8 protein-coding genes and 1 tRNA gene are annotated in these 13,804 nt (G+C 73.9%); 3 read left to right on the forward strand and 6 right to left on the reverse strand.

The window, feature by feature from the left end; translation table 11 throughout:
- The first annotated feature begins 57 nt into the window (after positions 1 to 57).
- Positions 58 to 513: a pyridoxamine 5'-phosphate oxidase family protein gene (locus tag DDW44_RS08125; protein WP_108906004.1), complete on the forward strand. Its 456-nt coding sequence runs from the start codon at positions 58 to 60 to the stop codon at positions 511 to 513.
- A gap of 214 nt (positions 514 to 727) precedes the next feature.
- Here the strand turns inward: DDW44_RS08125 and DDW44_RS08130 are convergent, their stop codons facing one another.
- The 5 genes from DDW44_RS08130 to leuS form a co-directional block, all read right to left on the reverse strand.
- Complete coding sequence (locus DDW44_RS08130) at positions 728 to 3,235, reverse strand: ComEC/Rec2 family competence protein (RefSeq protein ID WP_108906005.1); 2,508 nt, start codon at positions 3,233 to 3,235, stop codon at positions 728 to 730.
- Positions 3,232 to 3,888: a ComEA family DNA-binding protein gene (locus tag DDW44_RS33325; RefSeq protein WP_108906006.1), complete on the reverse strand. Its 657-nt coding sequence runs from the start codon at positions 3,886 to 3,888 to the stop codon at positions 3,232 to 3,234. The genes DDW44_RS08130 and DDW44_RS33325 overlap by 4 nt, the downstream gene beginning before the upstream one ends.
- An 843-nt stretch (positions 3,889 to 4,731) precedes the next feature.
- On the reverse strand, positions 4,732 to 5,577 hold the full coding sequence (locus tag DDW44_RS08140) for a DegV family protein (protein ID WP_108906007.1): 846 nt from the start codon (positions 5,575 to 5,577) through the stop codon (positions 4,732 to 4,734).
- A gap of 233 nt (positions 5,578 to 5,810) precedes the next feature.
- The gene (locus DDW44_RS08145; protein WP_017944943.1) at positions 5,811 to 6,596 is read right to left on the reverse strand and encodes a hypothetical protein; all 786 of its coding nucleotides are present in this window, start codon (positions 6,594 to 6,596) and stop codon (positions 5,811 to 5,813) included.
- Positions 6,597 to 6,750: 154 nt separating this feature from the next.
- The gene (gene leuS / locus DDW44_RS08150; protein ID WP_108906008.1) at positions 6,751 to 9,642 is read right to left on the reverse strand and encodes a leucine--tRNA ligase; all 2,892 of its coding nucleotides are present in this window, start codon (positions 9,640 to 9,642) and stop codon (positions 6,751 to 6,753) included.
- Positions 9,643 to 10,242: 600 nt separating this feature from the next.
- On the opposite strand from leuS, the gene DDW44_RS08155 reads away from it, so the two are divergent.
- Positions 10,243 to 11,847, forward strand: a complete 1,605-nt coding sequence (locus tag DDW44_RS08155; protein ID WP_108906009.1) for a ferric reductase-like transmembrane domain-containing protein — start codon at positions 10,243 to 10,245, stop codon at positions 11,845 to 11,847.
- Positions 11,844 to 13,430, forward strand: coding sequence for an NADH-quinone oxidoreductase subunit NuoF family protein (locus DDW44_RS08160; protein ID WP_017944940.1), 1,587 nt, complete (start codon positions 11,844 to 11,846; stop codon positions 13,428 to 13,430). Before DDW44_RS08155 ends, DDW44_RS08160 begins: the two co-directional genes overlap by 4 nt.
- A gap of 58 nt (positions 13,431 to 13,488) precedes the next feature.
- Here the strand turns inward: DDW44_RS08160 and DDW44_RS08165 are convergent.
- Positions 13,489 to 13,561, reverse strand: a tRNA-Ala gene (locus DDW44_RS08165).
- Positions 13,562 to 13,804: the final 243 nt, after the last annotated feature.

Below are 13,804 nucleotides of genomic sequence, written 5' to 3' on the forward strand. Positions count from 1 at the left end.
CACATCGGTCCGCTGCCCGACGCGTCACGGCGCGCCCGCGGCGTACCGTTCCGGACCATGGCGAACCCCGAGCCGCCCCGGAGCCGGGCGCAACGCAGGAAGGATGTCCTCGGCCGGCTGGCGCGGGACCGCGACGCCTGGGTGGCCACGGCATCAGCGCACGGCACACCCGCACTCGTACCCCTGTGGTTCCTGTGGGACCGGGGCACACTGCTGATGTGCACCGGGCGCGGCACCGTGACCGCCCGCAATCCCACCCCGCGCGGCGAAGCCGTCGTCACCGTCGGCCCGGCCACGGACGTGGTTCATCTGTCCGGCACGGCCGAGACCGTGGAGTGCGACGCCTTGGCACCCGACTCCGCCGACGCGTTCTCCGCGAAGCTCGGTTGGGACCCGCGCGGCGGAACCCAGCGGGTCTTCCTCCGGATCACCCCGCACACGGTCAAGGCCTGGCGGGAGGAGAACGAGCAGCCGGGCCGTCTGCTGATGCGCGACGGCCGATGGCTGGACTGATCGGACGGACCGGAGACCGAGACGGGGAGACCGGGACGGCGGAACTCAGGGCACCGGGCAGACCGCCGAACCGGGACCTCAGGGCACCGGGCAGACCGCCGAACCGGGACCTCACGACACCGGGCAGACCGCCGCACCGGGCGTCCCCGCGACCGGGATCCCCGCGGCCCGCCCGGTACGCCCCGTCAAGGCCGTGCCGTCCGCGGCGAGGCGCTCAGGGGGCCCTCGGGTGCCGGGGACCGCGGGCTACGGCACGCAGGCCTCCTCCGGAGCCCATGACCGCGATCGCTCCGTCCGTGTCGGTACGCATCACCAGCGCGCCCTGGGATCGCAGAGCGGCGACGGTCCGGGGCGACGGATGCCCGTAGGGGTTCCCAAGGCCACAGGAGATGAGCGCCAGCCTCGGCCGGGCCGCCGCGAGCAGGGCGGAATGCTGGAACGCGGACCCGTGGTGCGCGACCTTGAGGACGTCGACCTGTGGGAGGGCCGGGTGGGCCCGCATCAGGCCCTGCTGCGCGGGGGGTTCAAGATCCCCGAGTAGCAGCAGCGACACACCCGTGCCGGTCCGCGCGAGCAGCGTGACGCTCGCGTCGTTCGGCTCTCCCGGCTTTGTGCCGGACCCCTGCGCGGGCCAGAGCACCTGCCAGGTGAGACCTCCGGTACGCCGTCGCTCGCCCGGTCCGGGACGGATCAGCGGCACACCGGCGGCCATGGCGGTCCGGCGCACGAACTCGGCCTGGTCGCGTGGCTCTTCGAGGGTGGTCGTCTGGATCGCGCCGACGGTTCTGCCCCGCAGGGCGCCGGGCAGCCCGGCCACATGATCCGCGTGGAAGTGGGTGAGCAAGAGCAGGGGCACGCTCCTGACACCCAGTTCGTGCAGGCACCGGTCGGTGAGTGCCGGGTCAGGCCCGGCGTCCACCACCACGGCCGTCCCTTCACCGGCGGCCAGTACCGTGGCGTCGCCCTGGCCGACGTCGCACACGGCGAACGACCAGCCGGGCGGCGGCCATCCGGAGACGATCCTGGTCAGCTGAGGCGGTCGCAGCACGACGAGGACGAGCAGCAGCACGCATCCCACGACGGGCCAGGGACTCCGGACCAGCCTGCGCGCCACCAGCATCGCCGCGGCGGTGACCGCCGACAGCAGCAGGGCGCCCCGCCAGCCACCGGGCCACTCGGCCTGTGCACCGGGGAGACCGGCACCGGTGCGGGCGACTCCGGCGATCCACTCGACCGGCCAGCCGGCGCAGCGTGCCAGCAGTTCGGCGACCGGCATCGAGAGGGGTGCGGCGGCGAGTGCCGTGAACCCCAGGACCGTGGCGGGCGCCACGGCCGGCTCGGCGAGGAGACTGCAGGGGATCGCCACGAGACTGACCCGCTCGGCGAACACGACCACGACGGGCGCGCACACCGCCTGCGCCGCCGCGGCGGCGGCAAGGGCCCCCGCGCATCGCGCCGGCACCCCGCGCTGCCGCAGCGCTGCGCTCCAGCGCGGGGCCAGGGTGAGGAGCGAGCCCGTGGCCAGTACGGAGAGCAGGAACCCGTAGGTGCGGGCCGACCAGGGGTCCCAGAGAACCAGCAGCAGCACGGCCGCCGCCAGGGCCGGGAGCAGCGATCTGCTCCGGCCGGTGCCGATGGCCAGCAGGGTGATCGCCCCGCATGCCGCGGCGCGCAGCACGCTCGGTTCCGGCCGGCACACCACCACGAACCCCAGGGTGAGCGCGCCGCCGAACAGCGCGGTCGCACGTAGCGAGATGCCCAACCGGGGGGCCAGGCCGCCCCGTTCCGCCCTCAGTGCCCGTCCCGGTGGGCCGATGAGCAGGAAGAGGACGACGGCGAGATTGCTTCCGGAGACAGCGAGCAGGTGCGTGAGGTCCGTCGCCTTGAACGCCTCGTGCAGTTCGGTGCCGATGCGGGAGGTGTCGCCGACGACGAGCCCCGGAAGCAGGGCTCGTGCGTCCGCAGGCAGTCCGTCGGTCGCCCGCCGCAGCCCCGCACGCAGGTCCCCCGCCACGCGCTGCACCGTGGTCGGCGGCCCGGTGATCCGGGGTGGCCCTGTGCCTCGGGCCCGCAGTACGGCCGCGAACCTGCCTTCGTCGTCCGCCGGTGGCTCCGCGCGGGCGGTGAGCGTGAGCCGTGTCGACGGCAGCAGCCTCAGCCAGGCCCCGGCCGCCGCCCCCGGCCGGACGATCACCAGCACCGGCGCCCTGGTGGCCACCGGCTCCCCGTGGGCGTCGGTGACGCGGACGACCTGCGCCTCGAGCAGAACGGCCGGCTGCGCCGCACGCTCACCCCATATCCGCGGCCGCGTCGTGCGCGGATCCGTGACGACGGTCAACTCGGCCGTGATCGGGCCGTACTTGCCCGCCGCCTCGGGCACCGGCCCTCGGTACAGGTCCGCGCCGCGCAGTGCGCCGGCGGCCGTCCCTGCGGCCGTGCACAGCAGAACGGCGGCGGCGGCGACCCTGTTTCCGGCGCCGTGCCAGGAACGCCGGCGCGCCACCCGGACGGTCAGGGACAGCAGAAGGGTCCCCGCCGCCGCGAGGCAGCCCAGCACCGTCAGGCCCGGCCAGGGCGGCCGGGCCGTCAGACCGACCGCCGCCGCGCCCCAGGCGGCGAGCGCGGGCAGTACCAGACGCAGATCGGCCGGGTGCTCCTCGGGGGCGTCGGCCGCCTCCGGCCGGGACTCCGCCTCAGGGGAGCCCGCCGCCGTCCCGGTCATGGCCGCACCAGCGGTTGCAGGTCCTCGTACCGGCGGTCACCGATCCCCTTCACCTCGCGGAGTTCGTCGACCGAGCGGAAGCCGCCGTGCTCTGACCGATAGTCCACGATGTGCTGGGCGAGCACCGGGCCCACACCCGGCAGGGTGTCGAGCTGCTCGACCGTGGCGGTGCTGAGACTGAGCGGCCCTCCGCCCGGAGCTCCCCCGCCCGTCGGGCCCTGCGTGCCCGGAGGCTGCCCGCCGGGAGGCTGCGGGAGGCCCACCACGACCTGCTCGCCGTCCATGAGCACCCGCGCCCGGTTGAGGCCTGTGAGATCGGTGCCGGCCTCGACCCCGCCCGCGGCCCGGAGCGCGTCGGCGACCCGGGCCCCTGCCGGGAGCCGGAGGACGCCCGGCCGCAGCACCTTGCCGCTCACATCGACGACGATGCGCCCGGTGGCCTCCTGTGCGGGCGGCGGGCCGGGCGAAGGCCCGGGCGGGGTCGCCTCCGGAATGAGAGGTGCGCTCCCGACCAGTTGCGGCGCGCGCACCGGCTCCGGCCGCCCGGTCCAGAAGTGCTGCACGGCCAAGACCACCCCGAGGGCCAGGACCACGGCCAGGGCGGCCAGCGTCCTCGGCGCCAGCCCGCAGCGCAGCCGGACCCAGGACGGCATCCGCTCCCCCAGGGCCAGCCGTGTCCGCTCACGGAGCGACAGCCCGGCGCCGGTCGGTCGCCCTGATCGTGACCGGTCACTCGAGCCGGGCGGCGGCCCGGCCCGGCGACGCCCCCGTTCCGGAGGAGCGGCGGACTCCGCCGGCTCGCCCGACCCGGGGGCCGTCCGGCCCTGCGCCGGTGCCTGACCGGCTGCCGGTTCCTCTGAGCGCGCGGGTGGCGGGCCCGTCCCCGTCCGGGGTGCGCCCGGCGCCGGGAAGAGGGCGTGGGCGCGTAACCGCAACGCCGTGGACGGTGCCGTGTCCGGAGCCGGAGCGGCCGCGGACGCTGCCGATACCGGACGGTTCCCCGTCCGCAGCCGCTGCCTGCGGTGACGAGCCCGGCCGTCCGAGGCGGGAGCGCGACCGGGGCCGCTCGTCGCAGAGTGTGATCGCTGAGTCATGACACCAGACGGTAGGCAACGCCGCACAACCTCGCTGAGCAGCCTTGATTCCGGTGGACAACGCGACCGTTGGGGAAAACTTCGTCACCCTTCGGAGTGATCGGGGTGCTCATCGGATCGAAACCACGGCTCGGCGGGACCAGCCCGCACACGAGCGGGCACCGGGTCCCGTCCTCGTGCGGCGCAGGGAGCCTCCCACCGCCGCACGGCAGGGACCCCGCAGGAAACTCACAGCAGGGAACTCACAGCAGGAGACTCACACCAGGAGCCCCGCGGCGGCAGGAGCCGTACGGCCACCGGCCGGGATGCGGCCCGCGATGCCGCCGCGGCCCGGGCCACCGCGCGCCGGTCCTCCTCCACCAGGGCCCCGGCCCCGGTCCCCGCCACGCCGCGACCGCGTGCTCACCTCGCCGAGACCACGGTCCCCAGCAGCCCGGGGCCCGTGTGCGCGCCGATCACCGCACCCACCTCGCTGACGTGCAGCTCACCCAGGTTCGGCACCCGTAGCCGCAGCCGCTCAGCCAGCGCGGACGCACCGTCCGGCGCGGCGAGATGGTGCACCGCGATGTCCACCCGGCCCGTGCCGGCGCGCTCCAGGGCGAGCTCCTCGAGCCGGGCGATCGCCCTGGAGGCCGTGCGCACCTTCTCCTTGAGCTCGATCCGGCCGCCTTCCAGCTGCAGCAGCGGCTTCACCGCGAGCGCGGACCCGAACAACGCCTGGGCGGCGCCGATACGGCCGCCCCGGCGCAGGTAGTCGAGGGTGTCGACGTAGAAGAAGGCGGACGTGCCCGCGGCCCGCTTCTCGGCCGCCGCCACCGCCTCGTCGACGGAGCCGCCGACGTCCACCGCCTCCGCCGCGGCGAGGGCGCAGAACCCCAGCGCCATCGCCACCATGCCGGTGTCCACCACACGGACCGGAACGGGTGCCCCGCGGGAGGCCAGCACCGCCGCGTCGTAGGTGCCGGAGAACTCCGAGGACAGATGCAGCGAGACGATTCCGGTCGCTCCGGCCTCCGCTACGGCCCGGTAGGCGGCGGCGAAGGTCTCCGGGCTCGGCCGGGACGTGGTCACGGCGCGGCGCTTCTGCAGCGCCTGGGCGAGGGACCGGGCCGAGATCTCGGTACCCTCCTCGAGCGCCTGGTTCCCGAGCACAACGGTCAGGGGTACCGCGGTGATTCCATGCGACTCCATCGTCTGCGGCGGCAGGTAGGCCGTGGAATCGGTGACGATCGCGACATGGCGGGACATGAGCGGGAGGTTACCCGCAGCGGTCGCCGCACGGGAGCCCGACCCCGCCCCACCATTCACTTCCGTACCGCGGAACTCGAACAGCGGTTCCGGTCCCGGACAACCGCCCGCCGGGCGTCTCCGACGGGCCCCGAGGGGAGCCGAGGGGAGCCGACGGTGCCCGACGGTGCCCGACGGAAGCCGGCCGGGCCCGACGGAAGCCGGCGAGGCCTGGCCGGGGGCCTGACGCGGCGCTAGTTCGTGGTCTCCGGGCGGGCGGTCTTGTCCCACGAGTACGTCATCGAACGGCGCGGGTCCCGCGGCGGGATGGCCCGCGGCTGCGGGTCACCCGTCCCCGGCGCCGCATCATCCGGTGCCCGCTCCGGGCCCCCCGCGGCCGCCGAAGGCCGCGGTGCCGGGGACGAGGGCGTCCAGGACCCCGGTGCCGCGGTCGGCCGAGTGGGCTCCGCCGCAGGCTCGGGCCACACCGGCCGGCTGCGCGACCAGTCGCGCAGCGCTCCCGCCTCCACGTCGATCTGGGTGGTCAGGGACTCCAGGTCGTCCTCGGCGAACGTGCGTGCCCGGTCCCGGGCCGCCCAGCGCAGGGACTCCGCGGAGTGGGTGATCCGCTCGACGCGCTCGCGCAGCTGCGGCAGCCGCTCCGTGGTCCTGTCGCGGTCCGGCTCCCGCTCCAGCCGCCGGAGCTCCTCGTCCAGCTCCCGCCCGTGCACGCTGAGCCGCTCGAAGAGGCCGATCGACTCCCGCAGCGACGCGTCCTCGGCCGCGCCGGCGTGCAGGGCGTCCTGCGTGGCCTTCATCGACGTGCGCAGACGGAGTCTCAGCTGGGCGAGCTCGCCGGCCACGCCGACCTGCCCGAAGCTCTTCGCCCGCAGGGTCGTGTCCTCGACGGTGCGCCGCGCCTGGCTGATCGTGCGGTCCACCCCGCGCTTGGCCGCGCCGACCGCCTTGACGCCCGCATACACCCCGAGCGCCACGAAGGCGGCGAAGAGCAGCGCCAGGATGAGGATGACGGCTTCCATGGGCGCCCCTCCGGATGGTGTCGGTGTGTCCTCCCACCGTAAACGGAGCGGGCAGGTTGGGGGTTCCGGAGGAACCCCCAACCTGCCCGTAGGGGAAAGATCAGGGCCGGGGGCCGGCTGCTGCCGGGCCCCGGCCCGTGAGCGGGGCCGGCTGCTACGCCGGGACGATGTTCACCAGCTTCGGCGCCCGCACGATCACCTTGCGCACGCCGGCGCCGCCCAGCGCGGCGACGACGGCGGGGTCGCCCACGGCCAGCGCCTCCAGTTCCGCGTCACCGATCGACGGGGAGACCTCCAGACGGGCCTTGACCTTGCCCTTGACCTGCACGACGCACGTCACGGTCTCGTCCACGACGTAGGCGGGGTCCGCCACCGGGAAGCCCTGGTGCACGACCGAGCCGGAGTGGCCCAGCCGGCGCCACAGTTCCTCGCCGATGTGCGGCGCCAGCGGGGCGACCAGCAGCACCAGGCGCTCCGCCACCGAGCGGGCGACCGGGCCGCCGGTCTTGGTCAGGTGGTTGTTCAGTTCGGTGATCTTGGCGATGGCGGTGTTGAAGCGCATCGCCTCCATGTCCTGGGCGACGCCGTCGATGGTCTTGTGCAGGGCGCGCAGGGTCGCCTCGTCCGGCTCCGCGTCCACGACGGTGACCTCGCCGGTCGTCTCGTCGACGATGTTGCGCCACAGTCGCTGCAGCAGCCGGTACTGGCCGACGACGGCGCGCGTGTCCCAGGGGCGGGAGACGTCCAGGGGGCCCATCGCCATCTCGTAGAGGCGCAGGGTGTCGGCACCGTACTCGGCGGCGATCTCGTCCGGGGTGACCGCGTTCTTCAGGGACTTGCCCATCTTGCCCAGCTCGCGCTTGACGGGCTCGCCGGCGTACACGTACCCGCCGTCGCGCTCCTCGACCTCGGCGGCGGGCACCGGGAAGCCGCGGGCGTCCCGGTAGACATGCGCCTGGATCATGCCCTGGTTGTAGAGCTTGTGGAACGGCTCGGCGGACGAGACGTGCCCCAGGTCGTACAGCACCTTGGACCAGAAGCGGGCGTACAGCAGGTGCAGCACGGCGTGCTCGGCGCCGCCCACGTACAGGTCCACGCCGCCGTGCGGCTGCCCCTCGCGGGGGCCCATCCAGTACCGCTCGATGGCCGGGTCGACCAGCCGGTCTGCGTTGTGCGGGTCCAGGTAGCGCAGCTCGTACCAGCAGGAACCGGCCCAGTTCGGCATGGTGTTGGTCTCGCGGCGGTACCGCTTGACCCCGTCGCCCAGGTCCAGCTCGACGTCGACCCACTCCGCGTTGCGCGACAGCGGGGTCTCGGGCCGGGTGTCGGCGTCGTCCGGGTCGAAGGTGCGCGGCGAGTAGTCGTCGACCTCCGGCAGTTCCAGCGGCAGCATCGACTCGGGTAGCGCGTGGGCCACGCCGTCCTCGTCGTAGACGATCGGGAACGGCTCGCCCCAGTAGCGCTGCCGGCTGAACAGCCAGTCACGCAGCCGGAAGTTGACGGTCGCCTCGCCGATGCCCTTGGCCACCAGCCACTCGGTGATCTTCGCCTTGGCCTCGGCCACCTCCAGGCCGTCCAGGGAGATCTCGTCGTTGGAGGAGTTGATCGCCGGGCCCTGGCCGGTGAACGCCTCGCCCTCCCAGCCCTCCGGGGGCCGCACGGTGCGGACGATCGGGAGGCCGAACGCCTCGGCGAACTCCCAGTCGCGCTCGTCCTGGCCGGGGACGGCCATGATCGCGCCGGTGCCGTAGCCCATCAGCACGTAGTCGGCCACGAAGACCGGGATACGGGCCCCGGTGACCGGGTTCACGGCGTAGGCGCCGGTGAAGACGCCGGTCTTGTCCTTGTGCTCGGTCTGGCGCTCGACGTCGCTCTTGGTCTGGGCCTGCTTGCGGTACTCGGCGACGGCCTCGGCGGGGGTGGCCGCGCCGCCGGTCCAGGCGTCCTTGCCCCGGGCCTCCTCCGGCCATTCGGCGGGCAGGACCGAGTCGATCAGGTCGTGCTCGGGCGCCAGCACCATGTAGGTGGCGCCGAACACGGTGTCCGGACGGGTGGTGAAGACGGTGACGCGGGCGCCGTCGTGGCCGTCGACGGTGAAGTCGATGCGTGCGCCCTCGCTGCGGCCGATCCAGTTGCGCTGCTGCAGCTTGATGGCCTCGGGCCAGTCCAGCGCGTCCAGGTCGTCCAGCAGCCGGTCGGCGTAGGCGGTGATCCGCATGTTCCACTGGCGCAGGTTGGCCTTGAAGACGGGGAAGTTGCCGCGCTCGGAACGGCCCTCGGCGGTGACCTCCTCGTTGGCCAGCACGGTGCCCAGTCCGGGACACCAGTTGACCGGCGCGTCCGAGGCGTACGCCAGGCGGTGGCCGCCCAGGACGTCGGCGCGCTCGACGGCGCTCAGCTCACTCCAGGGGCGCCCGGAGGGGGTGGCGCGCTCGCCGCTCTCGAACCGGGCGACCAGGTCCTCGATCGGCCGGGCCCTGCCCGCGTCCTCGTCGTACCAGGAGTTGAAGATCTGCAGGAAGATCCACTGGGTCCACTTGTAGTAGTCCGGGTCGATCGTCGCGAACGACCGGCGCCTGTCGTGGCCGAGCCCCAGCCGGCGCAGCTGGGTCTTCATGTTCTCGATGTTGGCCTCGGTGGACACGCGCGGGTGCGTGCCCGTCTGCACCGCGTACTGCTCGGCGGGCAGGCCGAAGGCGTCGAAGCCCAGGGTGTGCAGCACGTTGTGGCCGGTCATCCGCTGGTACCGGGCGTAGACGTCGGTGGCGATGTAGCCCAGGGGGTGGCCGACGTGCAGGCCCGCGCCCGAGGGGTACGGGAACATGTCCATGATGAACTTCTTGGGCCGCGCCACGACGTCGGCGTCGCCGGCCAGATCACCGCTCGGATTGGGCGCCTCGTACGTGCCGTCGGCCTCCCAGAAGTCCTGCCAGCGTGCCTCGATGTCGGCGGCCATGGCCGCCGTGTAGCGGTGGGATGCGGCCGCCTCGGCGGAGGGGGCTCCATCCGTGCCGGAGGCCACGGGGGAGGAATTCTTCTCGCTCATGATCCTTAAAGCTCCATCGATCGTCTCTGCCTGCGATTGCCTGAAACGAAAAATCCCCTCGCACAGGAGGGGACGCCGCGCCGATTCCGACCGGGTGATCACCGGTCGGGACTGATCAGCGCGGCTCGCTAAGCAGAAGGCGTACGGCACGCATGGCGCCAGGGTACCGCAGGCCACCTCGCCGCCGCACAGAGTGTCCGCCTTCCGGGCACGGCCGGGGGACGGCGGAGGACCGGCGGAAACGCCGCCCGGCGACCGGGTGCGGAACCGGACCCCGAGGCCCCGGATGTGCGGTTCGCCAGGCGTCCGCCGCTCCCGCGGAACGGCCTCCGGAAGGCCCCGGAGGACCGCCCGGTGCGCGGAGAACGTCGCCCACGGGCATGCAGAACCGTTTCGGACAGCCCGAGTTACTCGGCGTATCACCCCTATCCGGGGCAACCCCAGAGTCAGTTGTCGGCCAGGCTGACCACTAAACCTCGAAAACTCGTACCCATTGGTATGACGCCACTTAGAGTGCGACGACGGGACCGCTTTCCCGCACCATTCGGAGCCCCCATGAACCCTCGTCGCAAGATCCGTTCGTCACCCGGTGAACCGGGCATGAGCCGCCAGGCGCAGGGCGGACTGATCGCCGCCGCACTCGTGCTCATACCGCTGCTCGCCATCGCCGGCAACGATGCCTTCCGAACCGCACTGGACTTCACCACCGGCGTGCTGTCCCTGGTCTCCCTGACCGCATCGGTCGCCTGGGGCCTCATCGCCACCGACCGCGTGTTCCTCTCCACGCGCCACCGCCTGCTGGCCCAGGCCGTCCACAGAAGCACCGCCGTCGCCTCACTCGGTTTCCTGCTGCTGCACGCCACGGTCAAGGTGTCGCTCGGCCACGTCGAACTGCTCGGCGCCCTGGTGCCGTTCGGCCTCGGCATCACCGGCACGTCCGGGCTCATCGGCTTCGGCTCGCTCGCCGGCCTGCTGATGGTGGTGGCCGGCTCGACCGGCGCCGCGCGCAGCGCACTCGCGGGCAACGGCCGCTTCGCGGGACGCTGGCGGGCGCTGCACATGCTCGCGTACCCGGCCTGGTGCTTCGCTCTCGTGCACGGGCTCTACGCGGGTCGCCCCGCCGCCGGCTGGGTGATCGTCATGTACAGCCTGGCGCTGACCGGGGTCGCCGCCGCCGTGTCGCTGCGGCTGCTGCCGCGCCCGGTGAAGCGGCAGATCGTCGAGCGGATCATGAACCTGACCGGAGCGGCCCGCGACGTCCCCGGAGCCTCCGAGCAGAACGTGCGCGACATGACGTCGTCGCCCCTCCCCGGCGCGTCCGGCATCCCCCCGCAGCCCCAGGGCCGCTTCGAGCGCGAGTTCCCGCGCGGCGGCGCCGACCTCGGCGACCCGCCGGGGCGGCCGACGGGCCCGCCCCTGGGAACCCCGCTGGGCTCGCCGCTCGGCGCACCGCTGGGTCAGCAGCGCGGCGAGCCGCGCAGGCTCGCGGCGCCGTCCCCCCAGCTGTACGAGGCCACCCAGCAGCTCGGCAGCACGGCATCGGACCTGCTGTCCGAGCCGGCCGCGGGGGCGTTCCCCGGCGCCGTCCCGGCGGCGGGCGGGCCGCTGTCCGGCGACGGGCCCGGTACGGGGATCTCCGCCGCCTACCGCGCGGTCTCCCGGGCGGGCGACGCCGGCCCGCGTTCCGGAGCGCCCACCGCGCCGCACGGCCGATCCCGGGACGACGTGCCGTACGCCGAGCGCATCCCGATGACCGAGGAGCTGCCGGTCGTCCCCGACGACCCCGCACCCCGACCGGCGAGCTGGCCGACGCCCTCGCCGCCACCGCCGGCCCAGGCCTTCCCGCAGCCGCCCGCGGCCTCTCCCAACGGCCCCGACACCACCCACGGCCTCAGCGACCCCGACACCCCCCACGGCCTCAACAGCCTCAACGGCCTCAACGGCTCCAACGACCCCTTCGGCCCCTACGCGCCCTACGGCACCACAGCGGCCCCCGCGTACGGCGAGCCCTACGCGGCGCCGTCCGGCACCGGCTACGACCCCGCGTCCCCGTTCGGTGCCTCCGGCGCCCCGGACCACTACGACGGCCCCCCGCCCGCCGAGCCCTTCCAGGACTCGTTCGGCGACACCCTGCCGCCGCCCGGACCGCTGTATCCGCCGACGGCAGGGGAACCCTGGAACGCACCCGCAGGAGAACGACCGTGAACGCCCCGCTACCCGATGTCCCCGAGGTCCGCGTCGTCGGCCTGCCCCAGCTCACGCAGGGATTCGACCTGGTCGAGCGCCTCGACCTGGCCATGCACCTGAAGGTGCACGGCCCGCTCGAGCCCATGAGCGGCGAGCGGCTGGCCCAGCTGGCCGAGAACATCTCGCTGCGCGGCCGCGGCGGCGCGGGCTTCCCGTTCGCCCAGAAGCTGCGGGCCGTGGCGAAGGCCGCCATCCGGCGCGGCGTGCGGCCCGTGGTGGTGATCAACGCCAGTGAGGACGAGCCCGCCTGCCGCAAGGACACGGTGATGGTCAACCGGGCGCCCCACCTGATCCTGGACGGCGCGCTGCTCGCCGCCGAGGCGCTGGGCGCGCGGACCCTGATCGTCGCGGTGACCCGCAACTCCACGGAGGTCTCCATCCGGGCGGCGCTGGCCGAGCGCGGCCTGTCCGACCGGCGGGGGCAGCAGCTGCGCGCGCGGGTGCAGCGCAACCCCGAGCGCATGGTTTCCGGCGAGGCGTCGGCGATCATCAGGGCCATCAACGGCGGCCCCGCGCTGCCTCCCGGGCGCCGTGAGCGTGCCGCCGAGTCCGGTGTGGCGGGGGCGCCGACGCTGCTGTCCAACGCGGAGACCTTCGCGCAGCTCGCCGTGGCCGCCAGGATCGGGGCCCGCCGGTACGGCCACACGGGCCTGGAGAACGAGCCGGGCACGGTGATGCTGACGGTCTCCGGGGCGGTGGCGCGTCCCATGGTGATCGAGGTGCCGACCGGAGTGCCGATGCGGTACGTGCTGCAGCTCGCCGGGGCCCCGCCGGTTCCCCAGGGCGTGCTGACCGGCGGCTACCACGGCAACTGGATCGACGCCGCCGCCACCCACGAGGCCGTGATCTCCCGGGAGTCGCTGGCCAATGTGGGCGGGGCGCTCGGCGCCGGCGCGATCCTCCCGATCGGTCAGGAGACCTGCCCGCTGGGTGAGGCGCAGCGCGTGGCCAACTGGCTCGCGGCCGAGACCGCGGGCCAGTGCGGTCCGTGCAAGCTCGGTCTGCCCGCGGCGGCCGGCGGCCTGTCGGACGTGATCAACGGCGGCGGGCCGGCCGCCCTGGAAGCGCTGCGCGAGGTGACGCAGGCGGTCAAGGGCCGCGGGGCGTGCAAGCACCCCGACGGCTCCGCCCGGTTCTTCTCCTCGACCCTGTCGGCGTTCACGGACGACCTGGCCGCGCACGTCCTGCACGGCGGCTGCGGCCGGGAGACGGTCGGTGTGCTGCCGCTGCCCGGTCCCGTCGGCCAGGAGGCGCAGGAGTCCATCCCGAGCGGTGAGAAGCTCGCGGTGGACTGGACCCTGTGCCAGGGCCACGGGATCTGCGCGGAGATCGTGCCGGAGCTGATCCGCATGGGCGCCGACGGCTACCCCTCCGTGGCGGAGGCGGCGGTTCCGATCCACCTGCAGGGTCGCGCGCAGCGGGCCGTGCGCCGTTGTCCCGCGCTGGCGCTGCGCATCGAGCAGGCACCGGCCGCACGCGGCGGGAAGCCGGCCCTGCCGCCGGGCGGTGACCGCAAGGCGCTGGGCAGCGGCCGGGGTTGACACACGAAGGAGGGCCATCCGATCGGATGGCCCTCAGGTGTGCTCTGACGAGCTGCTGTGGAGCTAAGGAGAATTGAACTCCTGACCTCTTGCATGCCATGCAAGCGCTCTACCAACTGAGCTATAGCCCCTTGCTGTCCGCCGCTTCGTTCCCGGGGTCTCCCCCGCGGCGACACGGAGAACATTACACGGTCCCCCCGGTGGTCCACCAAATCCTTTCCGGTCCACCTCGGTACAGGCGGCGACGTCCGACGTGGTGACTGTGGCTGTGACGGTGCCGGCGGCCGTGATCGTGATGGCGGCCGTGCCCGTGCCGGCCTCGGTCTCGCCGCCGCGATCACACCCACACCCGCGCTGCCCACCCCGCTCGCGCC

It is taken from the genome of Streptomyces tirandamycinicus (genome assembly GCF_003097515.1).
Lineage (GTDB): Bacteria > Actinomycetota > Actinomycetes > Streptomycetales > Streptomycetaceae > Streptomyces > Streptomyces tirandamycinicus.

What these genes read in the sequence shown, in the direction of transcription:
- DDW44_RS08125 (WP_108906004.1), top strand. Translation starts at nt 58, where the DNA reads ATGGCGAACCCCGAGCCGCCCCGGAGCCGGGCGCAACGCAGGAAGGAT.
- DDW44_RS08130 (WP_108906005.1), bottom strand. Translation starts at nt 3,235, where the DNA reads ATGACCGGGACGGCGGCGGGCTCCCCTGAGGCGGAGTCCCGGCCGGAG.
- DDW44_RS33325 (WP_108906006.1), bottom strand. Translation starts at nt 3,888, where the DNA reads ATGCCGTCCTGGGTCCGGCTGCGCTGCGGGCTGGCGCCGAGGACGCTG.
- DDW44_RS08140 (WP_108906007.1), bottom strand. Translation starts at nt 5,577, where the DNA reads ATGTCCCGCCATGTCGCGATCGTCACCGATTCCACGGCCTACCTGCCG.
- DDW44_RS08145 (WP_017944943.1), bottom strand. Translation starts at nt 6,596, where the DNA reads ATGGAAGCCGTCATCCTCATCCTGGCGCTGCTCTTCGCCGCCTTCGTG.
- leuS (WP_108906008.1), bottom strand. Translation starts at nt 9,642, where the DNA reads ATGAGCGAGAAGAATTCCTCCCCCGTGGCCTCCGGCACGGATGGAGCC.
- DDW44_RS08155 (WP_108906009.1), top strand. Translation starts at nt 10,243, where the DNA reads ATGAGCCGCCAGGCGCAGGGCGGACTGATCGCCGCCGCACTCGTGCTC.